Origin of the sequence: Pontixanthobacter sp., assembly GCF_049682855.1 — a bacterium.
Lineage (GTDB): Bacteria > Pseudomonadota > Alphaproteobacteria > Sphingomonadales > Sphingomonadaceae > Pontixanthobacter.
Map to the genome: position 1 here is coordinate 133812 of NZ_JBAUIK010000003.1, position 25139 is coordinate 158950.

The 25139-nt window shown below is 57.7% G+C and carries 23 protein-coding genes, 1 tRNA gene and 1 other RNA gene; 5 read left to right on the top strand and 20 right to left on the bottom strand.

What is annotated here, in order from left to right; all coding sequences use genetic code 11:
* Positions 1-133: 133 nt before the first annotated feature.
* From uppS to rpsB, 5 genes are all read right to left on the bottom strand, one after another.
* Positions 134-817, bottom strand: a complete 684-nt coding sequence (gene uppS / locus WA922_RS01970) for a polyprenyl diphosphate synthase (protein WP_424769993.1) — start codon at positions 815-817, stop codon at positions 134-136.
* A gap of 24 nt (positions 818-841) precedes the next feature.
* A complete protein-coding gene (frr, locus tag WA922_RS01975) occupies positions 842-1399 on the bottom strand; it encodes a ribosome recycling factor (RefSeq protein ID WP_424769994.1) in 558 nt (185 codons plus the stop codon).
* A gap of 49 nt (positions 1400-1448) precedes the next feature.
* Positions 1449-2174, bottom strand: coding sequence for a UMP kinase (gene pyrH, locus WA922_RS01980; RefSeq protein WP_424769995.1), 726 nt, complete (start codon positions 2172-2174; stop codon positions 1449-1451).
* A gap of 440 nt (positions 2175-2614) precedes the next feature.
* Positions 2615-3541, bottom strand: coding sequence for a translation elongation factor Ts (gene tsf, locus WA922_RS01985; protein WP_424769996.1), 927 nt, complete (start codon positions 3539-3541; stop codon positions 2615-2617).
* 99 nt (positions 3542-3640) lie between these two features.
* Positions 3641-4384: a 30S ribosomal protein S2 gene (rpsB, locus tag WA922_RS01990; protein WP_424769997.1), complete on the bottom strand. Its 744-nt coding sequence runs from the start codon at positions 4382-4384 to the stop codon at positions 3641-3643.
* Between the two features lie 341 nt (positions 4385-4725).
* Between rpsB and WA922_RS01995 the strand changes: the two genes are divergently transcribed.
* On the top strand, positions 4726-5070 hold the full coding sequence (locus WA922_RS01995) for a hypothetical protein (protein WP_424769998.1): 345 nt from the start codon (positions 4726-4728) through the stop codon (positions 5068-5070).
* On the opposite strand, the gene pssA is transcribed toward WA922_RS01995, so the two are convergent.
* Positions 5042-5857: a CDP-diacylglycerol--serine O-phosphatidyltransferase gene (pssA, locus tag WA922_RS02000; protein ID WP_424769999.1), complete on the bottom strand. Its 816-nt coding sequence runs from the start codon at positions 5855-5857 to the stop codon at positions 5042-5044. The genes WA922_RS01995 and pssA overlap by 29 nt on opposite strands.
* Entirely contained in the window at positions 5854-6606 is a 753-nt protein-coding gene (locus tag WA922_RS02005) for a phosphatidylserine decarboxylase (protein ID WP_424770000.1), read from the bottom strand. Before WA922_RS02005 ends, pssA begins: the two co-directional genes overlap by 4 nt.
* Positions 6607-6718: 112 nt before the next feature.
* On the opposite strand from WA922_RS02005, the gene WA922_RS02010 reads away from it, so the two are divergent.
* Complete coding sequence (locus WA922_RS02010; RefSeq protein ID WP_424770001.1) at positions 6719-7792, top strand: phosphatase PAP2 family protein; 1074 nt, start codon at positions 6719-6721, stop codon at positions 7790-7792.
* On the opposite strand, the gene WA922_RS02015 is transcribed toward WA922_RS02010, so the two are convergent.
* The 3 genes from WA922_RS02015 to WA922_RS02025 form a co-directional block, all read right to left on the bottom strand.
* Positions 7753-8883 carry a beta-ketoacyl-ACP synthase III gene (locus WA922_RS02015; protein ID WP_424770021.1) on the bottom strand — a complete coding sequence of 377 codons (1131 nt, stop codon included), beginning with the start codon at positions 8881-8883 and terminating at the stop codon, positions 7753-7755. The genes WA922_RS02010 and WA922_RS02015 overlap by 40 nt on opposite strands.
* 132 nt (positions 8884-9015) lie before the next feature.
* Positions 9016-11571, bottom strand: a complete 2556-nt coding sequence (locus WA922_RS02020) for a TonB-dependent receptor (RefSeq protein ID WP_424770002.1) — start codon at positions 11569-11571, stop codon at positions 9016-9018.
* A 388-nt stretch (positions 11572-11959) separates the two neighbouring features.
* A tRNA-Tyr gene (locus tag WA922_RS02025) sits at positions 11960-12045 on the bottom strand.
* 225 nt (positions 12046-12270) lie between these two features.
* Here WA922_RS02025 and rlmB point away from each other — a divergent pair.
* Positions 12271-13059 carry a 23S rRNA (guanosine(2251)-2'-O)-methyltransferase RlmB gene (rlmB, locus tag WA922_RS02030; protein WP_424770022.1) on the top strand — a complete coding sequence of 263 codons (789 nt, stop codon included), beginning with the start codon at positions 12271-12273 and terminating at the stop codon, positions 13057-13059.
* A gap of 333 nt (positions 13060-13392) precedes the next feature.
* Here rlmB and WA922_RS02035 read toward each other — a convergent pair whose 3' ends face one another.
* The 7 genes from WA922_RS02035 to ffs all read right to left on the bottom strand — a co-directional run bounded on the left by WA922_RS02035 (position 13393) and on the right by ffs (position 20041).
* Positions 13393-13665 (bottom strand): HU family DNA-binding protein, encoded by a 273-nt coding sequence (locus WA922_RS02035; RefSeq protein ID WP_424770003.1) that lies wholly within the window; start codon positions 13663-13665, stop codon positions 13393-13395.
* 226 nt (positions 13666-13891) lie between these two features.
* Positions 13892-16279 carry an endopeptidase La gene (gene lon, locus WA922_RS02040; protein ID WP_424770004.1) on the bottom strand — a complete coding sequence of 796 codons (2388 nt, stop codon included), beginning with the start codon at positions 16277-16279 and terminating at the stop codon, positions 13892-13894.
* 159 nt (positions 16280-16438) lie between these two features.
* Positions 16439-16909 (bottom strand): Csu type fimbrial protein, encoded by a 471-nt coding sequence (locus WA922_RS02045; RefSeq protein ID WP_424770005.1) that lies wholly within the window; start codon positions 16907-16909, stop codon positions 16439-16441.
* A 155-nt stretch (positions 16910-17064) separates the two neighbouring features.
* Positions 17065-17565: a Csu type fimbrial protein gene (locus WA922_RS02050; protein WP_424770006.1), complete on the bottom strand. Its 501-nt coding sequence runs from the start codon at positions 17563-17565 to the stop codon at positions 17065-17067.
* Between the two features lie 78 nt (positions 17566-17643).
* Positions 17644-17985, bottom strand: a complete 342-nt coding sequence (locus WA922_RS02055) for a YbaB/EbfC family nucleoid-associated protein (RefSeq protein WP_424770007.1) — start codon at positions 17983-17985, stop codon at positions 17644-17646.
* Positions 17982-19862: a DNA polymerase III subunit gamma/tau gene (locus tag WA922_RS02060; protein ID WP_424770008.1), complete on the bottom strand. Its 1881-nt coding sequence runs from the start codon at positions 19860-19862 to the stop codon at positions 17982-17984. Before WA922_RS02060 ends, WA922_RS02055 begins: the two co-directional genes overlap by 4 nt.
* A gap of 83 nt (positions 19863-19945) precedes the next feature.
* Positions 19946-20041: signal recognition particle sRNA small type (gene ffs, locus WA922_RS02065), an RNA gene on the bottom strand.
* 249 nt (positions 20042-20290) lie between these two features.
* Here ffs and WA922_RS02070 point away from each other — a divergent pair.
* A complete protein-coding gene (locus WA922_RS02070; RefSeq protein ID WP_424770009.1) occupies positions 20291-20734 on the top strand; it encodes a hypothetical protein in 444 nt (147 codons plus the stop codon).
* Between the two features lie 13 nt (positions 20735-20747).
* Here WA922_RS02070 and WA922_RS02075 read toward each other — a convergent pair whose 3' ends face one another.
* Genes WA922_RS02075 through WA922_RS02085 form a run of 3 tightly spaced genes read right to left on the bottom strand, consistent with a single transcriptional unit; the run spans position 20748 to position 24551 of the window.
* Positions 20748-21026 (bottom strand): ETC complex I subunit, encoded by a 279-nt coding sequence (locus WA922_RS02075; protein WP_424770010.1) that lies wholly within the window; start codon positions 21024-21026, stop codon positions 20748-20750.
* A gap of 33 nt (positions 21027-21059) precedes the next feature.
* Entirely contained in the window at positions 21060-23489 is a 2430-nt protein-coding gene (gene hrpB, locus WA922_RS02080; protein WP_424770011.1) for an ATP-dependent helicase HrpB, read from the bottom strand.
* A gap of 51 nt (positions 23490-23540) precedes the next feature.
* A complete protein-coding gene (locus WA922_RS02085) occupies positions 23541-24551 on the bottom strand; it encodes a polyprenyl synthetase family protein (protein WP_424770012.1) in 1011 nt (336 codons plus the stop codon).
* Between the two features lie 149 nt (positions 24552-24700).
* Here WA922_RS02085 and WA922_RS02090 point away from each other — a divergent pair, with 149 nt between their 5' ends.
* A complete protein-coding gene (locus WA922_RS02090; protein ID WP_424770023.1) occupies positions 24701-25000 on the top strand; it encodes a chorismate mutase in 300 nt (99 codons plus the stop codon).
* Positions 25001-25139 lie beyond the last annotated feature (139 nt).

Consider the following 25139-nt stretch of genomic DNA (forward strand, 5'->3'; position numbering starts at 1 on the left):
TGCCCCGCTCCCCTGACGAGGGCGTCGGAGGCGTATGTTCGGCGCGGATTGGCGGCACGGCAATTGCCAAGGCCAGACACCCCCACCGGGCCTCCCCTCCCAGAAAACAGGATGGAGCGGCGCGATCGAGATATTACCGTGCGCCATAACGTCTCTCCCGCACGGCAAAATTATCAAGCTCGGCTTGCAAATGCTCCGGCGTAAAATCAGGCCATAGCACATCGACAAAACTCATTTCCGCATAGGCGCATTGCCAGAGCAGAAAGTTGGACAGACGAACTTCACCGCTCGTACGGATCAGCAGGTCGAGCGGCGGCATATCGGCGGTATCGAGATGCTTCTCCAACCCCTCCGCCGTAATCGCGCCTTCCGCCGATGCAGCATTGGCGGCACGGACGATTTCGTCGTGCGAACCATAATTCAACGCAACCGCCAAAATGCGCGAACCCTTGCTGGTCTGCTCCAGGGCGTCTTCGAGCTGGGCGACAATATCGGGCGCCAGGCTTTTGTAATCACCGATAATTTTCAGACGTACATCATGGGCAATAAATTCGGGCAGATCGGATTTGATAAATTTGCGCAGCAGATCCATCAAATCGCCGACTTCGTCCTCTGGCCGCTTCCAGTTTTCGGAAGAAAATGCGTAGAGAGTCAGGCAGTCAATGCCCATATCCTCCACACTGCGGACGAGCTTGCGCACAGCCTCAACCCCGCGCTGGTGCCCCATCAGACGCGGCAAATGCTTGCGTTTGGCCCAGCGGCCATTGCCATCCATGATAATGGCGACATGTTTGGCCTGCTGGTGGTCGCTATCCATTAAAAAAACTCCCGGCGAAAACAATCACTGGGTCATAATTTCTTTTTCTTTGGCCTCTGCGGCGCTGTCACATTCGGCAACAAATTTATCGGTCAGCTTCTGGACCTCATCCTCGGACCGTTTGCGGTCATCCTCGGAGATTTCCTTCTTCTTTTCATCCTCTTTCAGAGCCTCCATACCGTCGCGGCGGACATTGCGGATGGCGATTTTCGCATTCTCGGCATATTTGCCCGCCAGCTTGGCCAGATCCTTGCGGCGCTCCTCGGTCAGATCGGGCATTGGCAGACGCAGCGTTTGCCCGTCAATCATGGGATTGAGGCCAAGATTGGCATAGGCGATACCTTTCTCCACCGCAGCCATGTTGGACTTGTCCCACACCTGCACTGTCAACATGCGCGGTTCCGGGGCCGACACTGTCGCGACCTGATTGAGCGGCATATGCGCGCCATATACATCGCACACCACCGGATCGAGCAAGGTCACATTGGCGCGGCCAGTTCGCAAACCACCAAGATCGCTTTTGAGCGATTCCACAGCGCCCGCCATGCGGCGTTCGATGTCGGCTTTGTCAAATTTTGCCATCTTGGGCATCCTCTCAATTATGCAGTGGTTTGGGTAATGGGTCAGCCGATCAGTTTTGCGGCTCACTCACCACAGTTTGCGTGCCTTTGCCATCAATCACTTGCGCGACATTGCCTTTCTCCCGGATCGAAAAAACCACGATGGGAATGCTGTTTTCGCGGCAAAGGGCAATCGCGGTGGCATCCATAACTTTCAAATTGTCATTCAGCACGCGGCTATAGGTAATCTCGTCAAACCGTTTTGCAGCGGGATTGGTTTTGGGATCACTGTCATAGACACCATCAACGCTGGTCCCCTTGAGCAGCGCATCGCAGTTCATCTCCGCCGCGCGCAAGGCCGCGCCTGTATCGGTGGTGAAAAACGGATTGCCCGTGCCCGCCGCGAAAATAACGATCCGCCCCTTTTCAAGATGCCGCTCTGCCCGGCGGCGGATATAGGGCTCACACACAGAGGACATGGGGATGGCCGATTGCACCCGGGTGGGCACGCCCGCTTGTTCCAGCGCGTTCTGCATCGCCAGTGCGTTCATTACCGTGGCCAGCATACCCATATAATCGCCAGTCGTGCGGTCCAGCCCCCGCGCCGCGCCCGCTACACCGCGGAAGATATTCCCGCCGCCGATAACGAGGCAGATCTCAAGCCCCGTATCCTTTGCCGCTTTCACTTCCTCAGCCAGCCGCGCCACATAGGCGGGATCGATCCCGTACTCCTGCCCGCCCATCAAAACCTCGCCCGAAAGTTTCAACAGGACGCGCTTATATTTAGGTGCAGGCATGGGTCAGTAGAATCCGGTAAATGAATGGCTGTTGCGTTCCTTAGCCTGACACTCGGTCACGCGCAAAGAGAAAGCCCGCCGGGCCGCAGCCACATTTGACCAGCCTTTGCAGTCCAGCAACCGCTTGCATTCTCGCGTGTCAGCAAGCCTATCAGTAGGAAAAGGACGCTTAGCGCATCTTGCACATCTGTGACTTTCCGGCTTAACGCATGAAAAATCAGATGGTTGGCCGTGCCGCCTAACAAAAGCGTGTGACCTTTGCCCGGTCACGCGCGGCGCGGCAGCGTGCCGCAGAGTATCCACCATATGAAAGAGCAAGCACGGGAAACATTTCCGGCACATGCCGAGCCTACGCTTTTGTTTCCGCGTAGGAAATGGGTAAAAAGAAGGGCGGGGAAACCGAAGTCACCCCGCCCGTCTGAACGATCCATGCGCTCCGACTATCCGCCAACGGCAGCCGCAACCTCCGCTGCGAAATCGCTTTCTTCTTTCTCGATTCCCTCACCGAGCTGGAAGCGGACGTAATCCTTCAGCACGATGTCCTTGCCCGCATCTTTGCCCGCATTGGCAACAACATCGGCAATCGGGGTTTTGTTGTCCATCACGAAAATCTGGCTGAGAAGCGCGTTTTCCTTGGCGAATTTGTTCACCGCGCCGTCAACCATTTTTTCCTGCACGTTGTCAGGCTTGCCGCTCTCAGCCGCTTTTTCTGCCGCAATCGCGCGTTCGCGGGCGATCATGTCTGCATCAAGACCCTCAGCGTTCAGCGCCTGCGGGAATGCAGCGGCAATATGCATCGCCAGTTGCTTGCCCAAAGGCTCCAGCACGTCCGCACCGGCGTCGCTTTCCAGCGCAACCAGAACACCGATCTTGCCGAGGCCTTCTGCAGCCGCATTGTGCATGTATGGAACCACGACGCCGTTTGATACAGTCACGGTTTTCATCCGGCGCACTTGCTGGTTTTCACCAATCGTAGCGACATTGTCAGTCAGCTTGTCAGCCACAGTGCCGCCCGCGGGATAGGGCGCGCCTTTCAGCGCCTCCACATCATCACCGTCCACGCCCAGGGCCGCTTTGGTGGTCTGCCGGACGAAGTCCTGAAACTGTTCGTTTTTCGCAACAAAGTCTGTTTCCGAATTCACTTCCACAGCCACGCCGCGTGTACCCTCGACCGCCACACCGACAAGGCCCTCTGCCGCAGTACGGCTGGACTTTTTCTGTGCGGTGGCAAGGCCCTTGGCGCGCAATGCGTCCACTGCGGCTTCGATATCGCCCATAGCTTCGGTGAGTGCCTTCTTGGCATCCATCATGCCTGCGCCGGTTTTTTCGCGCAGTGTTTTTACGTCAGCGACTGAGAATGCAGCCATTGTCTGATCCTTTCAAAAATATGCGGCGCCGGACCCCGAAGGTCTTACGGGGTCAATCGGATTGTCCGGCGCTGGTATTATGCGTTTGTTACGCCAATATTATGCTTCGACGGGCGGCTCTGCCATTGCCCCGACGTCAACGCCCGAATCGGCAGCCTTACCGCCCTTGCCCGACATCGCAGCCTCTGCAATCGCATCACAATACATCCGCACCGCCCGGCTGGCATCATCATTGGCCGGAACCGGGAACGCGATGCCCGACGGGTCAACATTGGTGTCGAGGATACCGACGACCGGAATGCCCAGGACGTTGGCTTCCTTGATCGCCAGTTCTTCCTTGTTGGCATCTATCACGAACATGACATCGGGGATGCCGCCCATGTCGCGGATACCGCCAAGCGAGAGTTCGAGCTTGTCACGCTCACGCGTCAGTTGCAGGATCTCTTTCTTGGTCAGGCCGGATTGTTCACCCGACAGCTGCTCTTCAAGCGTTTTCAGACGCTTGATCGATCCTGAAATGGTTTGCCAATTGGTCAGCATTCCGCCGAGCCAGCGGTGATTGACGAAATGCTGGCCGCTGCGGCGTGCCGCTTCCGCGATCGGTTCCTGCGCCTGACGTTTGGTGCCGACGAACAGCACCTTGCCGCCAGCGCGGACTGTGGATTCCACAAAGTCCAGCGCGCGTGCGAACAAAGGCACGGTCTGCGACAGGTCAAGAATGTGAACACCGTTGCGCGCACCGAAAATATACGGTTTCATACGCGGGTTCCAGCGGTGGGTCTGGTGGCCGAAATGTGCTCCGGCCTCGATCAATTGCTGCATTGAGACGGTAGGTGCCGCCATAGGTAAATTCCTTCCGGTTATGCCTCTGAAAAGCTGGAACCGCCGAGATTGCTCTCTCCGGCACCGGTATGTGTGCTTTCCATGTGGATTTTCTAGCGTTTGCGCAGCCCGGAATGGGCAACATTCTCTCTAGAGCTCGCGCCTATACCGGCCACCAATCGATAAATCCAGCCTCAATCTATCGATAAAAAAAGGGGGTTGGGCGCAAAAACGCTTGACATGACGGAACAAACAGTGAACACCGTGGAACCAATGAACCGAACAGCAATTATCAACCTTGAATTCACATGTTTTCAACAGGGTTGTGCAAAACGGGTAACGGGCGAAAGGAAGCGACTGTCATGTTAAGTTTTGGAATTACAGTATTGTTCGCGATTGCCAGCATCGCTGCGGCCGCCGTACTGGCTGACGGATTTATTCGGGGTAAAGCGCGCTACACACAATTGCAGCGTGTTATTGGCTCGGCCGGAGCATTGACGTCAGCCGCTGTCGAGGTTTCTGGCAATGTGGCAGGAAATGTGACTGGCAATGTGGCTGGCCGGGCGAGTGATCGCCAATTGGGCCAAACGCGCCCCCATCCCGAGACACCCCGTCCTGCGACAGCCCGTCCTGCGCCGGTCGCAAACATCGCTGTAATCCCGGCCAGGTTTCCTGCCCTCACCCAGCCGTTTTGCGCAGCCGCTTGACTTTTGCGTAACGCAGCCAGCCATACGGCATCAACGCCAGATAGCCGATGGAGATAATCGCAAGGGTCCACCACGGATCGATCCAGATTGCCCCTCCAAAAATCAGCCCGAACAGTGCGATAAATTCCAATCGAATATTGCGCCGGGGCCTCAGCGATGACCAGCTGAGTGTCGCCGTATTCGAAATCATCCAGAACGCGATGACAACCATCCACACCGCATTGAGTATTGGCAGCCGGAATTCTTCGATACCGGTCGCAGTCCATAGATAGAACGGCAGGAACATCAGCCCCGCTGCCACTGGCGCGGGAATACCGGTCAGAAATCCTGCTGATTTATGGGGTTGTTCATCCATATCAATCTGCGCGTTGAACCGTGCCAGTCGCAGCGCGCAACAAATCGCAAATGCCAATGCCGCCAGCCAGCCCACCCGCGGCAATTCCTGCAATGTCCACAGATAGAAAATGATCGCCGGGGCCATTCCAAAAGACAGCGAGTCCGCCAAGCTGTCAAGCTCGGCCCCGAAACGCGATTGCGCGTTGAGCAGTCTGGCAATCCGGCCATCAATACCATCAAGTACGCCCGCCACCACAATGGCAAGAACGGCAAAAGACCACTGCTGTGCGATTGCAAATTTTATGCCGGTCAAACCGGAACACAGGGCCGCTGCGGTAATTGCATTGGGGATCACCCCTCTCAAGGCTAGGCCTTTGCTCTTTCGCCCTTTGGACGGCGGTTCATCTTCGGCGGATTTGGGGCCAAGCCGGGGATTGTTATTATCACTCATTGATACACACCCTCAATCACAGGCTGCTCACCCAGTTCAGCAAGCACCGTTTCGCCCGCGACCATTTTTTGGCCAAGCAACACTTTCGCGCTGGTACCAGCGGGTAGATATATGTCCACGCGGCTGCCAAATCGGATCAGGCCAACCCGCTGGCCCGCGGCAATCAGATCGCCCGGCTTCACAAACGGCACAATTCGCCGCGCGACAAGACCCGCAATCTGGGTGAAGCCAATCATCACTCCGTCACCGCGCTCGACCAGAATATGCTGGCGTTCATTCTCTTCGCTCGCCTTGTCGAGATCTGCGCTCATGAATTTGCCCGGCATATACACCAAACGGCGCACCATCCCGCCTATCGGGGAGCGGTTTATATGGACATCAAACACGCTCATAAAAATCGAGATGCGCGTGACCGGTTCGGCGCGCAGCCCGGGGTGTCCTGCGGCATCATCACCAACCAGTTCGGCAGGCGGATCGACGATAGCTATCTGGCTTACATGTCCGTCAGCGGGCGACAATATGGCCATCTCGCCCTGCGGGACAACGCGCTCCGGATCGCGGAAAAACGCCAGAATTGCGATGGTGAGCGCAGCCAATGGCCATCCGATCCACGACACATCGAACAACACCAGAAACACCAGCGCAAGAACGCCGGAGATTACTCCGAATTTGCGCCCCTCGGTATGAATTGACGGCCACTGCCAATCCGTCTCGCCGCGCCCCTGATTATCAACTATATCGCCTGCCATTACTCCCTCGTAGGCGCTGCCAGCGCCGCAAACAAGACGCCGCGCGGCTGTGCTGCACAGCCTATATCTGCATGTTAACCTTTTTTTGACCACGATTGCCTAACCCGAATGAATGAATACCAGCGCATCCATTCCTGCAACATGGTGCGGGGAAATTCCGCTTTACGCGGTCACGCTGACGCTGTTTGCCGCGTGCATCACTCTGCTGGCGCAAAACGGGATCTATCCTGACTTCGCGCCGATACTTGCCAACGGGCATCTTTATCTGCTGACTATCCTGGGTCTGGGCGCGGTGGATACGGGGGTGTTTCTGTGGCGAGAACGCCCTGCTGACCCGGTTGCCGCTGTCACTGCGCGCTATACCTCCCGCTGCGCGATCAAACAGGCGCTGCGCGGATTGCCCTGTCTCGTGATCCTGATTGTCCTGATACCGTTTTTCTCCAAAATGAAGGCGGCGATCCCTCTGTTTAACGATTATACCTGGGATGCAGCCTTTATCGCGTGGGACCGCGCGATTTTTGGCGGATATGATGCGTGGGAGATTATGCAGCCCGTGATAGGCTATCCAGTCATCACCGCGTTTCTGGCGTTTCTTTATCAGGTCTGGTTTTTACTACTCTATCCCGGCTGCCTGTTCTTTGCGTTTGCGCGCATCGATCCGTTGCTGAAACGGCAGTTTTTCCTGACCTATGTTTTGAGCTGGAGCCTGATTGGCGGGGCGATGGCAACATGGCTTGCATCGGTCGGTCCGTGCTTTGTCGGCCCGATATTGGGCAATCCTGCATTCGATGAACAGATGGCCTATCTCAATGCCGCCAATGATCAGCTCCCGGTCATGACCTTGACCGTACAGCAAATGCTGCTCGACTGGTTTGCCGCCGATGCCAACGGCCTGGGTAGTGGTATCACCGCCATGCCCAGTATGCATGTCGCCATCGCATTCCTGTTCTGGCTGGCCGTGCGCAGGCATTCACACCGTTTCGGAACGGCATTCGCTGCATTTTTCGCGGTCACATGGCTCAGCTCGGTCCACCTTGCCTATCACTATGCGGTCGACGGGCTGGTATCGGTACTGGCCGTCACAGTCTTCTGGAAAGTCAGCGGCGCAGTGATCGGCGCATGGGACAGTCTGTTAAATCAATCGGCTTACCCGGCCGCGCGGACAAAGACCGTGCCAGCTGAATAGCCCGCGCCAAAGCTGCAAATCAGACCGGTGTCACCGGCGGCAAGATCATCATTGTTCAAATGAAACGCGATGATTGAACCTGCACTGGACGTATTGCCATAGGTATCGAGCACGGTCGGGCTTTCATCCGCGCTGGCTTCATGCCCCAATACCCTTTGCGCAATCAGGCGGTTCATCCCGGCATTGGCCTGGTGCAGCCACAGGCGGCGCAATTCTGCCGGATCGATCTGAAGCCGGTCCGCCTCCTCGATGATCATCTGGGCAACCATCGGCACGACTTCCTTGAAAACTTTACGCCCTTCCTGCACGAATAATTTGTCCGGCGCATCTGCGGTTTCGGGGCTGGCCTTGTTCAAATAGCCGAAATTATTGCGGATATTGTTGGAAAAGACCGTTTTCAGCCTGGTCCCCAAAATGTCCCAATGCCGGGCCGGCGCCAATGCGGCATCTTCCACCAGCACCGCCGTGGCGACATCGCCGAAGATGAAGTGACTGTCCCGGTCGCGCCAGTTCAGATGGCCGCTGGTTATTTCGGGGCTGACCACCAGAACCGAACGCGCATTGCCCGCGCGGACATAATCGGCCGCAGTCTGGATACCAAAGGTCGCAGACGAACAGGCGACATTCATGTCAAAGCCAAAACCGTCAATTCCCAGCGCCTGCTGAATCTCGATAGCCATCGCCGGATAGGGCCGCTCCATATTGGAGGCCGCGCAGAGCACCGCATCGACATCTTTTGGGTCGCGCCCTGCCTTCTCGAGCGCCTGCCGGGCGGCCTTCACGCCAATCTCTGCAAGTACCGAAATCTCGTCATTGCTGCGTTCTTCCCAGCGCGGCTCCATGATGGCGGTATCCAGAACCGGGGTTTTGGACATGACATGGCGGGCCTTGATACCGCTGGCTTTCTCGATAAATTCGACCGAGCTTGGCGAGAGCGCCTCGATCTCGCCCGCCCCGATCGCAGCGGCATTGTCGCGATTGAATTCATCGACATATTTGTTGAAGCTATCGACCAGTTCCGCGTTGGAAATGCTGTCCTCGGGCGTAAACAGGCCGGTCGATGAAATCACTGGGGCGTGTGTATATTGCATCATCTTCCACTAATGGCAGCAGCGGGATGCCGCAAGATTTGTGACGGCTCAATTTCGCACGCACACTACATGACACGAAAAAGGGCGCCTGCCCTGCGGCAAGCGCCCTTTCTTCTTCAGTGCAGTCAGCCCTTAGAACTTTGTCCGGACAGTCACGCCATATGTCCGCGGTGCCAGGGTGAACGCCGAGCGTGAGTTGTTCGCACCAGTGCTCCGCAAAGTGGTGTTGAACGTAACGCCGCGGGTCACACGGTCAGTCAGGTTGTTTACGTAGAACTCGATTTTGAACATATCATCAATACGGCCAAAACCGGCCCGCAGATTAACAAACGCGCTGCCATCTTGAACATCGGCAATAATCAGCGGCGCTGCATCAATCGCCGCTTGAAGCCCAAGTGCCGCCACCTGGGCTGCACTTGGCGGTACAATTGCTTGGGTCGACGTCCGCTGATCACTCTCGATCCGCAATTGGCCTGACAGAGAGAATTCATAATCATCAGAGATCGGACGCTCGTACAGGACACCCAGCAATCCGACGATATTCGGCGCATTTGTCAGATCGTTTCCGCACAGCGAATTTACCGTAATGGCAGTGGATGTACCCGCACAATTTTCAGGATAGCGTGCATCCAGAATTGTCATGCCGCCACTAACCGTAAGGTAATCACTCGGTCTGATAACGGTTTCCAGCTCAACCCCGGTCGATTTTGCAACCGGGACATTGAAAGTCTGGAATGCGGTGCCCGTGAATTCCAGCACCTGGAAGTTTGTAAACTCCTCGTGGAAACCAGCCAGGTTCAGCGTTACCGCATTATCAAGCAGTTTGGCTTTCAGGCCGACTTCATAGGCATCGACCTCTTCGGAGGCAAAGGTCGGGTCAGCGCCGCCCACAGCCGCCGTGGTATCGAGGTTGATACCACCTGATTTGTAGCCATGTGTGAAGCTGGCGTAAACATTGACCGGCGCGGCAAATTCATACCCGACATTGATGGTATAAATCAGCTCTTCATCTTCAAACGCCGCGTCAAATGTCCGGACCAGCGGCAAGTTGAACGGCGCGAAAGCCTGAGGCAAATCCGCTGGCGCTGCAAAACCAAAGCAACCCAATCCGATCAGTGCCGGTACAAGCGGACTGGTTGGAGCCGCCAGAACGGTGTTTACCGATGCCGGGCAGATTGCATTATTGGTAGAGAGCTGATCGAAGCCGCCTTGCTTCTCCTCAAACGAATATCGTGCGCCGAGTGTCAGCGTCAGACCGTCGACCAGTTCGAATGAATTATGCGTGAAAAGCGAATAGCTTTGCGCGCTTTGGTTGAACGCATTGGTGGTACGCGTGCCGGCAGGCTCCACGCCGGTAAATGTCGTCAGCGGGTTTGCGCCGAAGCCCCCACCCAGAAATGCACCAACATTTTCACCGTAATCTTCGCCCAGAACAAATGTTTGTTCGGTATTAATCTGCTCGTCAGAATAATAACCGCCGATCAGATAATTCAAACGACCGCCAGCAGCTTCGCCCTGGAGGCGCAATTCGGCGGTGTATGTTTCAATTTTAACGAGGTTTGGATCAACATCGAAAATATCGAGTGCTGTAAAGTCGCTGTCATACCGTTCGAACGAGTCAAAATTACGATAGGAACCAATGAAGATCAGATCCGCACTATCGCTGATCGGTACTTCAATCTCACCCGTCACACCATAATTTTTGACATTGGCCTCGGGTGCAAAATTGAGCGACACAATACGATCGTCAACCGCCTGCTGGAAGGTATCCTGGCCAAACGGATTGCGCGATACGGTTCTTTGTCCGTTACCCGCATTTGGGCCAAGGCCGACTGCATTAAACGCGCCCAAAGCGACCAGCGGCGTTTCATATAGCTCGATAGCGCCGCAGCAACTGCTGGTACTTTTTGAATAATCCGCGATCAGACGGCCGCGAATGCCGCCTTCGGTTTCAAAACCCAGCTGGCCCCTGACCAAGAACTGATCGACATCATTCGTATCATCGAACGGTGTACCGTTCTCGTCCACAACGGTGAGATAGCCGTCCCGCTTACGGTAAGCGCCGGTCACACGAAGAGCCAATGAATCCTGAACAATCGGCACGTTCACCGCGCCTTGCAGACTCAACTCATCGAAATTGCCGTAAGACGCATTCGCAAAACCGCCGAATTCGCTGAGATCAGGGCGGACATTGGTAATGTTGAGCGCACCAGCGGATGTGTTGCGCCCGAACAATGTACCTTGCGGCCCGCGCAGGACTTCGACCCGCTCGACATCGACAAATTCAGACAGGGCAACGCCAGGACGGGACTGGTACGCACCATCAACAAAGATGCCCACTGCCGATTCAAAACCGATGTTATTCGACGTGGTACCAACGCCCCGAATACGCAGAACGACTGATCCGGATGCGATTTGCGCGGTGGAGCTGGAGAAGCTCGGCGCGACTGACGTAACCTGGGTGATGTTACTCACGCCCTGCCGCTCCAGCTGTGCGGGCCCGACCGCCGTAACCGCAAGAGGAATATCCTGAACATCCTGAGCCCGGCGGGTCGCCGTAACGATGATAATGTCTTCATCATCAAGGGCAGATGCAGCCTCGCTGCTGTCAGCATCCTGCGCGTAGGCCGTGGCTGGTAGACCGAATGCCAAGACGGCAGCTGTCGAACCCAAAAGTGCTTTCTTCATCCTCTTCCCTTTTTATCGCGTATCGTTGCCGATACTGTGTTACGCAGCGCCCGCTTTTGCGGATCAAAGCTGTTACGAAACGCTATTGCATAGCTATGCAGAGTTACACAATGACATGTTAGTCGTTTTTTGCGCAACATTCCGCTTGAGTGTCTTAATTGCATCATATCCAGCCGCGCATGCGCGCGGTGCCCGGGGCGCTGGTAACTGGGCGGTTCTGACACCGGGGGAGAAGGGGGATGGCGGGGGTGCGCGGCCCGCCCCGCCCCGCTTTACGCTCTACCGCATGCGCACAGGATACCGCGTGCGAACAGGAACAGGTACGCAAAGCGCCGCGTATGCACATTCAACATGGCGATGAGCGGCGCGGGCAAGTTGCTGAGGCAAGTGGTGGACAGGATAGGATTCGAACCTATGTACGCTTGCGCGGGCAGATTTACAGTCTGCTGCCTTTAACCACTCGGCCACCTGTCCACTGGCTTGCTTGATACGGGAAGACCCGCTGCGTTGGTGATCTGCAAATACGGACCGTATTTACAAGACTGACCCGCCGAGAAGCGCCCCAATGGCGAAGCGGCGCTTGCCTGTCAATGGGGCTGCTGGCATGGGGGGCCTGCTGGCATAAGGGGGTCTGCTGGCATGGCATCGATAATCAGCGGGGCAACCGCTGAACTGATCCAATTTTTTAAGGGAGTGCTCATGGCCAAAGGCGGTAGCAAACGCGCATTACGTGGCCGCGCGGGCCGGATGCAGGGTGGGCGCGGCAGCGGGCGGGCAAGTTCCGGCCAAATCCGCCTGTGGGGCCGCCACGCGGTAGAGGCTGCCTTGAAAAACCCCCAGCGCAGCCACCACAAATTATGGGCCACGCGCGAAGGCATTGCATCGCTTGACGGGGAACTGCCGGAAACTTTCCCGATTGAATATGCCGAAGTGGCTGATCTGGCCCGTCTGGTCAGCCGCGATGCCCCGCATCAGGGCCTCGTGCTGGAATGCGCGCCGCTGGAGGATTTGCATCTGGGCGATGTGCTGGAGACGCCATCTGAGGGGCCTCTGCTGATTTTGGATCACGTGACCGATCCGCATAATGTCGGCGCGATCCTGCGGTCCGCATCGGCATTTGGGGCAGCCGCGATTATCACGCAGGACCGGCACGCGCCGCCGGAATCGGGCGTGGTCGCGAAATCTGCATCGGGCGCGCTGGAAACCGTGCCGTGGGTTCGGGTGGTCAACCTCGCCCGCGCACTCGACGACATTGCGGCAGCGGGGTATTGGCGGATTGGCATGGCAGGTGAAGCCGAAGCAACGTTTTCACAGGCACTTCCGGCAGGGCGCGTGGCGCTGGTGATGGGCGCGGAAGGGGGCGGAATGCGGCCAAATATCGCGGCGCATTGCGATGCGCTGGCCCGTTTGCCAATCAGCAACGCCATCGAAAGCCTGAATGTGTCCAACGCGGCAGCCATTGCCCTATATGCCATTGCCACTCGGTAGCTGCGGCGCTGCGGCGCTGCCGCGCTGTTTCTGCGCTGGCCGGATGCTGACATCCGAAGCGGCCCCGCGCAGCCGGTGGGAACGCGCCCCGCTCCCGCTGAAATGGCGGAGATTTGGCGAAGATTTGGCGGGGATCTTGCGGGGATCTTGCGGGGATCTGGCGGGGATCTGGCGGGGATCTGGCGGGAGCATGGACAGATGCCCACCGGAATGTCGTGCGCACGCCGGAGACGATCCCACACTGAAAAAGCCCCGTCAGGCACGGGACCGAACGGGGCTTTTTCAGATGGGCTGGACCCAGCGCGCTTGCACGTGATCCTTAGGGTCAGGACCCTAGTTGACTGCGTCTTTCAATCCCTTGCCCGCTTTGAACTTGGGCTGATTGGAGGCCTTGATCGCCATCGGTTCGCCGGTACGCGGATTGCGCCCGGTCGATGCCTTCCGCTTGGCGACAGAAAAAGTGCCAAACCCTACGAGACGGACTTCGTCGCCGCTCGACAGGGCTTTCGTGATTGTTTGAAAGACGCCTTCTACCGCGCTGGCGGAATCGCTTTTGGACAGGCCGCTATTTTCCGCAACAGCACCAATCAGATCGTTCTTGTTCATGATGAACCCCCATTGAAATCTTTGTCAACCGCAGCCGATATGAATCAGCAATTCGAAAGACGCGATTAGAAGGGAATTTTACGCGGGCTGTCAAAGACAATCCGCCAAAACCTGACTTTTTGAACTCAGAGACGCCGGATTCTCTCCAAAACGGCTCTGCCGGATTCGCGCTAGGTGATTATCGCCAGTGTTTTCATTCTGTTACGAATCGGTTGCGTCGCGGTACTCAATGCGCAGTCGGCGGGGTCACGCCATGTCCCGCAGCGCCCGGCTGCGATGCAAGATCATCCGCCTCGGTCCACTCGATCGCGCGCGGCATTGATGTCAGCGCCGTCTCCAGAACCTGATCAACGTGACTGACCGGCACGATCTTGAGCCCGTCTTTCACATTGGCCGGAATTTCGGCCAGATCCTTCACATTATCTTCCGGAATCAGCACGGTGGTGATGCCGCCGCGCAGTGCCGCGAGCAGCTTTTCCTTGAGCCCGCCAATTGGCAGCACCCGGCCGCGCAACGTGACTTCGCCTGTCATGGCAACATCGGCGCGCACGGCAATGCCGGCCAGGGTCGATACGATCGACGTCACCATGCCGACACCTGCGCTGGGGCCATCTTTGGGCACAGCGCCCTCGGGCAAATGTATATGGATATTTTTGCGCTGAAAAATCGACGGTTTAATACCGTAGGCTGGTGCCCGCGCTTTTACAAAACTGAATGCCGCCGCGACGGATTCATTCATCACATCGCCCAGCTTTCCAGTGGTCTTGATTTCGCCTTTACCCGGCGTGGTCACGCTTTCAATCGTCAGCAGTTCCCCGCCAACTTCGGTCCAGGCAAGGCCAGTGACCGCGCCCACCTGCGCTTCGCTGTCGGACATGCCGTGTTTGAATTTGCGCACCCCGGCAAAATCGCCAAGATTGTCTGGCGTGATCACCACACTGCTCGCTTCCTTTTCAAGAATTTTGCGCAGGCTCTTACGCGCTAGCCGGGCGATTTCGCGTTCCAGCGTCCGCACCCCGGCTTCGCGGGTGTAATAACGGATCAGATCGCGCAATCCGTCTTCAGTCAGTTCAAACTCGCCGTCTTTCAGCCCGTGATCGTCCACCTGTTTCGCGATCAGATGGCGCTGGGCAATCTGCACTTTCTCGTCTTCAGTATAGCCCTCCAGCCGAATGATCTCCATCCGGTCAAGCAAAGGCTGCGGCAGGTTCAGGCTGTTGGCGGTGGTCACGAACATGATATCCGACAGGTCAAGGTCGAGTTCGAGATAGTGATCCTGGAATTTTCCATTCTGTTCCGGATCTAGCACTTCGAGCAGCGCCGAGGCCGGATCACCGCGAAAGTCCTGACCAAGCTTGTCAATCTCGTCGAGCAGAAACAGCGGGTTGCTGGTTCCGGCCTTTTTCAGATTGGTGACGATCTTGCCCGGCAAAGACCCGATATAGGTCCGCCGGTGGCCGCGAATTTCGGCTTCATCGCGCACACCGCCCAATGACTGGCGCACAAATTCGCGTCCGGTGGCACGGGCAATGGATTTACCTAAGCTGGTCTTACCAACACCGGGCGGGCCGACCAGACACAGGATCGGGCCTTTCAGCTTGTTCGTCCGCGCCTGCACGGCCAGATATTCAATGATCCGGTCCTTCACCTTTTCCAGTGCATAGTGATCGGCATCGAGAATTTCCTGCGCCTCTGCGATGTCTTTTTTGACTTTGCTTTTCTTGCCCCAGGGCAGACCCAGAAGCACGTCGAGATAGTTGCGCACCACGGTGGCTTCGGCGCTCATCGGCTGCATGCCCTTAAGCTTCTTCAGCTCGCTTTTGGCTTTGGCCTTCGCCTCTTTTGACAGTTTGAGCTTTTCGATTTTTTCGGTCAGCTCGGCCATTTCATTGGCCTCTTCCGCTTCACCGCCCAGCTCGTTCTGGATCGCTTTCATCTGCTCGTTGAGATAATATTCGCGCTGCGTCTTTTCCATCTGGCGTTTCACCCGCCCGCGGATCTTGCGTTCGACCTGCAGAACAGACAATTCGCCTTCCATGAAGGACATGACCATTTCCAGCCGCTTCAACGGATCGGCTTCGGTCAGCAGAGCCTGTTTATCATTCACCTTGGCATTGATGGCAGCGGCAACAGCATCGGCCAGCGCCCCGGCATCATCTATCTCTTCCAGCTCCTGCGATGCATCGTCACCCAGCTTCTTATTCAGCTTGGAATATTCGCCGAATTGCTTGGTGACGGACCGCATGGTCGCCACCACTTCGTTACCCGATGCGGTCACCGGTTCGCCAATGCTGACATCGGCGAGCGTGTGCCCGCCAGCAGCCTTAAGCTGTTCCAATGTTGCGCGGCTGGTGCCTTCTACCAGTACCCGCACGGTGCCATCGGGCAATTTGAGCAATTGCAGGACCTGAGCGATGACGCCGACATCAAACAGATCGTCGCGCTGCGGATCATCGCAGCCGGGATCGAGCTGGGCCAGCAGGAAGATGTCCTTATCGCCCTCCATTGCCACTTCCAATGCCGCCACAGATTTATCCCGCCCGACAAATAACGGCACGACCATACCGGGAAAAACGACGATATCGCGAAGGGGAAGAAGGGGGAAAGTGCTCATGTAAGGGTCCGTTTGATCGATATTGCGCCGCGCAGATGCGCTGCCTGGACAGATATGGGTATAGACTCGGCGCGCTGCAATGGCGTTGTGCCGGGCGGTGGTGGATGGGCCGCCGCCGGTTGATGCGTGCAGTGCCGCCAGCGGCGATCGGGCAAGCCGTCAGAAAATGACGCTTACCGTTACGACATCGGAATATGCGCCGTTCACGCCCGCCGGCAATGCATCAATCCGGCCATAGGCTGTAAGGCCGATATCGCTGATGCCGGCAGTATTGCCCGCCAGCATATATCCGCCGGGCGCTGGGCCCCAGCGGAAAGTGCGCGCAGCATTCAGATAGACATTATACTCGATAAACTCGCCCGATCCATTGACCATCCGCCGCTGGTTTCCAATCGCATTCTGCCCATTATCCATGCGGATCTGAACATACTGAAACACCGTGCACCGCACAGTGACAGTGGCGGTCGCGTCAATCGGCCCGGTTCTGCGGGGATTGATTGTTCCAAAATCCATTGGCGTTGCGCGTACGCCGCAGCGGTTCACGACTTGCCCGCTCACAGGCATGCTCGCGCTTTCGGACTGGGCGAATGCCGGCACAGAACATACCAATCCGGCCAGGCAGCCGGTCATACCAAGAATAGTGCGTTTACTCACCCGAGTTTCAGAGTCCTCTATCTGTTCGGCTGGGTTAGCCAAAAAGACTTAGGGACAGATTAAACTTAGGATAACCCGCCATTAACGATTATCGGTTTTCCCGGCCAAACAGGCGCATATGTTATCCCGCCTTAAAAGTTGACTGTAACTGTCAGAGTATCCCGGTAAATGCCTGACTGGGTGGTCGCAGACAGACCATTGATCCGGCCATATACCACCGTCCGGACCGGGCCTGTCGCCGAGCCTTGCGCTCCATCACGCAGTGTCCCGGCCAGCCATTCTTGCGAGCGGCCCTGGTCAGTGTAAAGATCATAGAACAGATGCCCGCCAGAATCGTTCGACATGGCGCGGCGGCCGTCAACCGGGTTCGATCCGCCATCAATGGCGAGCTGATACTGGCTGTTGGCAGTGCACAGGACATCGATATGGCTCTGCGCATCAATCGCTGTTTTTGCCGATGCAACATCGCGGATTTGCGCCACCGGAAATGACAGTGCGCCAGCCGAAATCTGGCAGTTATTTTGTACTTCTACAGAGACATCCATTGTGCTGGATGTCGAACTTGCAGATGCCGAACCCGCTATGACAAGCGACGCTGCAACACATGCAATTGTGGTGATAATGTCACGCATGACGTTACCTTTTATCGTGGCCTCCTAGCCGTCTACCGGCCTAGGGCAGAGATGTTAACACCGTCCTAAGAACCGGTATTACCCCATACCGGGCAAGTTGAACCCTGGTGGCAGACCCATACCCTGCTGGATATTCTTCATTTCCTCTTCAGAAACACGGTCTGCCTTGCCGCGCGCATCATTGAATGCCGCCGTCACCAGATCCTCCACCATCTGCTTTTCTTCGGGTTTCATCAGGCTGTCATCGATGTTGACGCCCAGAACGCGGCCCTTGGCAGAACATTTCACTTTCACCAGACCGCCGCCTGCCTCGCCCGTGACTTCGATTGCATCGAGTTTGGACTGAACATCGTTCATCTGGGTCTGGATGGTTTCAGCAGCTTTTTGCGCCGCCTGGATCATTTCTTCCATCGATTTCATGCGCGTTTACTCCACGTATTTCGGCCCGCAGATTGCGCATGCGGGCCGTGATCTTCTTCAACCATTTCCGCCTCTGGAAAGGCTGTCATTGTTGCTTGAACGAGCGGATGGGCGCGAAGTTTCTCCAATTCGGAAACTCTTTGCGCTTCGCTCACCTCCACCAGAGAGGGCGCGCCGCCTTCGGCGACGTGCTCGACTGTCCACCGCTCTCCGGTTGCGCCCATCAGCGCCTCACGTATTTGCGGGATGATATCGTCCTTGAACTGCGGCGAGCGAGAAAATATCAAGCTGGTTTTTTCGACACTGATGGGCCGCACCTGCATCCGCATGATGCTCGCTGCCAAATGATTGCCATTGGCCTCGACCTGTTCGACCAGTTGCTTCCAATTGAGCGAACCGGCCGCACTTCCAGACGTGCCAGATGCGTCACCTGATCCCGCAGATGCGGCCGGCACACCGGTGGCGGCCAGATGCTCAATCTTTTTGGCGAGCTTACCCGGATCAGGCATGTCGGATGCGTGCAATGCACGCAGCAACGCCATTTGCGCGGACATCAGCGGATCGGGCGATTGGCGCGTTTCGTCATGCCCCTTCAGCAGCAATTGCCACAGCCGGTGGAGCTGCGCGGCGGACAGGCGCCCTGCCCAGTCTTTCAGCGCATCACGCTCTTCGCTGGTTGGCGCATCGGGTTCCCCGCCGCTCACCTGGCTGACCGTGATCCGGTGCACCAGATCCATCAGGCCGCGCATCAATGCCAGCGGCTCTACGCCCAACGCATATTGGCTGTTCACTGATGCCAGCAAGCCAGTCGCATCGCCATCCAGCAAACAGCCGAGCAAGCGGCGCTGCGCGCTTTTATCGGCCAGGCCGAGCATTTCCTGAACGCGGCTGGCCGCAACCGCGCCGTCCCCGCCCAAATCCGCATGGGCGATTGCCTGGTCCAGTATTGACAGCCCGTCGCGCACCGATCCCTCGGCAGCGGCGGCGATCATGTGCAGCGCCTCGGCCTCCGCCTCAACCCCTTCGAGGCTGCAAATCTTGGCAAAATGCTGGTGCAACAGATCGCTGGTAATACGCCGCAAATCAAATCGCTGGGTCCGGCTGAGCACTGTGACCGGCAGTTTGTCCACCTCGGTGGTTGCAAAGAGGAATTTCACATGCGCTGGCGGTTCCTCAAGTGTCTTAAGCAAGGCATTGAAAGCATTGCGCGACAGCATATGGACTTCATCGATGATATAGATTTTGTACCGGGCACTGACCGCAGCATAGCGGACCGCCTCGATAATTTCGCGCACATCATCAACACCGGTATGCGATGCGGCATCCATTTCGATAACGTCGATATGGCGGCCCTCTGCAATGGCGACGCAGGGTTCGCATTGTCCGCATGGGTCAATCGTCGGGCCGCATTGGCCGTCAGCGCCGATGCAATTAAGAGCCTTCGCGATAAGCCGCGCGGTCGAGGTTTTCCCGACCCCGCGCACCCCGGTCATCAGAAACGCATGCGCCAGCCGGTCACGCTCTATCGCATTGGCCAGCGTGCGCACCATCGGCTCTTGTCCAATCAGCTCGCTGAATGTCTGCGGGCGATATTTGCGCGCCAGAACACGGTAAGGCTGGTCACTGACCTCAGGTTTCGGCCCGGCATGCAGGTGCGGCGTTTGTGCGCCAGGCTCAGGCTCACACGCAGGCGCAGGCACAGACGCAGGAGTAGGCACAGGCGCCGCGGAACCAAACATCGTATCCTGACCGGCGGCCTCCAGCTCGGCAGCAGTCGGCGCGGTTTGTGGCTCGTCCCCCCCGGCGCTTTGACCAGCGCCATCATGCGCACCATGTTGCCAAGGCGGAGTGTCAGATTGGTCAGGTGAGTCGCTCATCCCCTCAGTGTAGGATGAAGCCACGGCAATGTCATGACCGCTCGGCGATGAATTTGTGCGCTGAACAGAACTGTTTCTGGGGAAAAAAAGGAGCCGGGCGACCCGCAGCAAAATCGTTGTGGCTGCTTCCTTCCGGACCTGACCAGGTTGGCGAACGCAAACGTCCACCCGACTCCCGCGAACGATATGGCGAAGCGGCGGCGGTTAATCAAGAGCGCGGTCATGCTGAAAACGGATTGGCCCGGCCGCCGTACCCCAACGCCGCCGTACCCCAACGCCGCCATACCCCAACGCTGCCGTCACATGCGTATCTCAAGGGGTGGCCGCAATAATGCAATAATGATGTCTCGCTCTACTGGCCAAGACTGGACAGCGGATTGGCGCGCTGGCACGCAGCCATCAGTACTGAAAATCGCGAGAGGACACATATGACACGCGCAATCACCAAACTAACCGCGGGCTGCATTGCCCTCGCTCTCACTTTGCCGCAGCCAGTGCTCGGGCAATCGATTGATTTCGGCAATGATGACAGCGAATGGGCCAATGATGGCGAATGCGACGATCCACGGTTTGAGGGCCCCGGCATGACACGCACGACTTTGCTCGATACCGACATTAAACGCGATGCAACCGATTGCCGCACAGCCTATGAGGCAGGGCAATTAACGCTGAAAGCGTCCGCCCCGCGCAAGCCGGTTTCATCGATCGATTTCGGTGATAACAGCAGCGAATGGGCCAATGATGGCGAATGCGATGATCCGCGTTTTGCAGGTCCGGGCATGACCACCACACCGCTGCTTGATGAAGATATTCGCGGGGATGCCAATGATTGCCGCGCGGCGTATGAAGCTGGCCAGCTAAACCTGCGATAAAGCCGTCAGAACCTTAGCGGAAATTATCCGCGTAAGCCTGTATTTTGAGCGTTCTGGGCGGGGTCTGATGCACCCGTGCCGCGATCCCGTGCTTTTCAGCATAGCCCTTTGCCGCGTCCTTGGTCGGGAATTTCAGCTGCACTTGGGCCTGCGTATCACCGCTGCCGGTCCAGCCCATCAGCGGATCGGGCCTGCGCGCTTCGCTTTGTTCAAATTCCAGCAGCCATGTATCCGTTTTTGCCTTGCCAGATTGCATTGCGCTTTTCGGGATTTGATAAATACGTGCTGCCATGATGCCCTGCCTTATAAGGTGTCCGCCCTTAAATCAGGAATCGCTGCGTGAAAAGGCATTCTTGGTTTTGAGGCTGGGCTTCTCCAGCCACGGCTGATCGGGCCAGCGGTGTTTTGGATATCGCCCCTTCATATCCTTGCGCACATCATTCCAGCTGCCTCGCCAAAATGTGGGCAAATCGCGCGTTGCCTGGATCGGGCGCTGTGCCGGACTGGTCAGATTGAGCAGCAACGGCGTGTCACCGATAAGCGGATGCCGGTCTAACCCGAACAGAGCCTGCACGCGCACCTCCACAGATGGGGCGCCATCGCCTGCATACGCAATTGCATGATGCGAACCTGCAGGACTGATGAAATATTCCGGCGCGCGCGCATCCAGCGTCTGCCGATCGTGCCAACCCATCATGTTGAGCACCGCATTGGCGATCTGTCCCGCGCCAAAATCAAGAGTGCGCTTGCCCGCCAAAATCGGATCAAGCCATAGCGGGGCGCTGTCCCGCAATGCGTCGGGTGACAGCGATGCAATTGCTGCAAAACGGCCGCGCGCAAGCAGCGCGGCGGGAATGAGTGTTTCCAGCATGTCCAGGGCTTTACCGCGCACCATATCCAGCACGGCACCATCATCGGGTTGCGGATCAGGACCACTCGATAGCATGATTGCGCCCAGTCGCCGCTCCAGCCGCGCCTCGACACGCTGTGCCTGCGCGTTCCAGTTGAGCACCGATTGCTGAGCGATCATCTCGGCCAGATAATGTTCGGCCTCATCCGCCTCCAAAGGCGCAGCCGCAGTTATCCGTGCGCCTTTCGCATGGCCCTGAGCATCACCGATCACCAGCCATTCGGCGCGCGCCAAAGGTGATATGGGGTCGAGCCCATAGCCGCGCCCGCCCGCAGAAATCCAGTGTTCACCGCCCGCACCGCGCCGCTTTGCGATATTGGCAGGCATCGCCTGCGCGAGATATATGGCGGGCGGAATGGGCTGTGCTTGCGTGCCATCAACCAGCTTTTCCGCCTGTTTTGCCCAGCGCGCCGCCAATTGTGTCGATGCTTTCGCGCGAGGCGAACGGTCAGTGTTCCAGCGCGCCAATCGGCCAAGTAAATCTTCCCCGCGTCCGCCCAGGGCGCGTTCTTGCAGCAGCAAAACCAGCTTTGCCCCGTTCAGGGCATCACCCGATTTTGCAGCGAATAATACCGCCGCTGCATGGGACGGTGCCATTGGCAGAGCCGCGACTTTCTCGCCCCAATCGGTAATCGCCCCGCCATCATCCAGCGCGCCCAATTGGCGCAACCTGTCTTGCGCAGATTGCAGCGATGCGGGCGGCGGCTGATCGAGCCACGCCAAGGAGCCTGCATCCTGCACACCCCACCGTGCCAGAGACAGCACCAGCGGCGCCAAATCTGCCGTTTCCATTTCTGGCGGATCAAAGGCAGGCCGCCCCGCGTGACCGGCTTTGGTCCATAGGCGGTAGGCCGTGCCCGGCCCCTGCCGCGCGGCGCGCCCCGCCCGCTGCGCAGATGCGGCCTGGCTGGCCCGTCCTGTCACCAGATGCGTCGTACCCGCAGCACGGTCAAACTCAGCGCGGCGCGATAATCCGCTATCGACCACGATGGACACACCATCCAACGTCAATGACGTTTCAGCGATAGAGGTCGCCAGAATGATCCGGCGCTTGCCTTCCGGATCACGGCGTAATGCTGTGCGTTGCCCAGCCGGATCAACTTGGCCGTGAAGCGGATGTATCGGCGTATTCGGTAGTTTGACCGTCAGCTTTTCGCGCAATCGCTCAATTTCACGCACACCGGGCAGAAACGCCAGAATATCGCCTGCGCCGCCCTGCCATGCAGTGATGACCGCCCCGCTCATCTGATCTTCCAATGGCAATTCTGCGCGCGTGCCCAGCCATTCAATATGCAGCGGATGGGCCTTGCCTTCGCTTTCGATTATTGCCGCGTCAGGGCCCAGCAATTGCCCGAACCGCTCGCCATCAATGGTGGCAGACATCACACAGATGCGTAAATCCTCGCGAACAATAGCGCGGCTTTCCAGCGCCAGCGCCAGCCCCAAATCGCTGTCCAGATGGCGTTCATGCGCTTCATCGAACAACACCGCGCTGACCCCGGTTAATTCGGGATCGCTGATGATGCGGTTCACGAAAATCGCCTCGGTCATGACCAGAATGCGCGTTCTGGCCGATTGCCTGCTGTCCATCCGGGTCAGATAACCGGCCGTCTCTCCCGGCTTTTCGCCCAGAATGTCCGCAATGCGTTCAGCCGCTGCCCGTGCAGCGACCCGGCGGGGGCTCAGCAGGATGATCGCGCCGCTGCACCAGCTCTCGTTCAACAAGGCTGGCGCAACCGATGTCGTTTTCCCGGCCCCCGGCGGAGCAATCAGCACGGCGGCACCCGATGTGCCGAGCGCCTCTAGCAATTCAGGCAGGACAGAATGGATCGGCAGCGTGGTCACGCCGCTGCTGTAGCGGGATCGGAGGTTAGACGAAAGAAAAGAGGCTGCGCCTCAATATCCGCGTGCAACGGCAAATTGCGCCGCTTCGGCCATTGCCTGACGCGCCTTGCTGTCGCGAAAGATCGAAATTGCATCGATCGCACGGTGCGTGAAATGGCGCGCTCTTTCACGCGTGTCGCTTACCGCATCATATTTGGCAATCAGGGCGATTGCTTCGGCCAGATCATCATCAGAGCTGCGTACGCCCGAAATTGCGGCTTTCCAGAATTTCCGTTCGGTCTCGGTCCCGCGTGAATAGGCCAGAATAACGGGTAACGTCATTTTCCCTTCACGGAAATCATCGCCTTGATCCTTGCCCATTTCAGCAGCGTTGGAATCGTAATCAATCGCATCGTCAACCAGTTGGAACGCGACGCCCAGATTGCGGCCATAATCATCCAGGGCGCGTTCCTGCGCATCGTCACACTCAGCAACAACCGCCGATATACGGCTGGCTGCGGCGAACAGGGCTGCGGTTTTTGCGCTGATGATGTTGAGGTACCGCTCCTCGCTGGTTTCGATCTGGCGCTGCGCGGTTAATTGATCAACTTCGCCCTCTGCGATGATCGCGCTGGCGCTCGACAGGATTTTCAGAACTTTCAGGCTGCCATCCTCCACCATCAGCTCAAACGCTCTGCTGAACAGAAAATCGCCGACCAGTACTGTCGCCGGATTACCGAATATGATATTGGCCGCCGCCTTGCCCCGGCGCAGATCGGATCCGTCCACCACATCATCATGCAATAATGTGGCCGTATGAATAAATTCGACCGCTGCAGCCAGTTTGTGATGGCGGGTGCCCTGATAACCGACCAGTTCCGCCCCAGCCAAGGTCAACATGGGGCGCAGGCGTTTTCCGCCGCCCGATATCAAATGGCCGGCCAGTGCCGGTATCAGCGGTATCTCGCTCTGCATCCGGTCCAGAATAACCGAGTTGACCGAATTCATGTCCTGCGCGGTCAGCGCCAGCATCGGGTCCAGCGTCGGGCGCCCTTGCGGGAGGGGGATGATGTCTGCGCTCATTACGTACTCGCACATGGCCATCCATCGCTTCAATGGCAAGTGCGAAGCGGCGTAGAAAGGTTGCAAAATGCGTGATAGAGCTGCGCAGGATGAGCAACACAGACAGCCCCAGCAGTACCGCGGCTAGCACAACGGCCAGCACCGGGCACATGCCCGCACATGACGAGCAATTGGCGTCGTTCCGGCGTAGCATCGACAATATCGACGCGGCGCTGATTCACATGCTGGCAGAACGGTTCCGCATCACGCAGGCGGTTGGCGAGTATAAAGCAAGAGTGACGCTGCCCCCGGCTGATCCTGGCCGTGAAGCGCGCCAGATCGCGCGGCTACGCGGGCTGGCCGAAGAAGCCCAGCTTGACCCTGAATTCAGCGAAAAATTCCTGCGTTTCATTATCGAGGAAGTCATCCGCCATCACGAGCGGGCGGCGAGCAACTCCTCCATCACATAATACAGCCTTATTCGGGTTGCCTTTGGGGCCGTGTCATATCGCGGCGACTGACCGGTCGTGCCGGGCGGCTGTCTGGTTCCGGCCTTGACGCGCGCTGCTGCGCGGCGGGCGGCGGCGCAGATGGCCGCCGGGCGCGCGT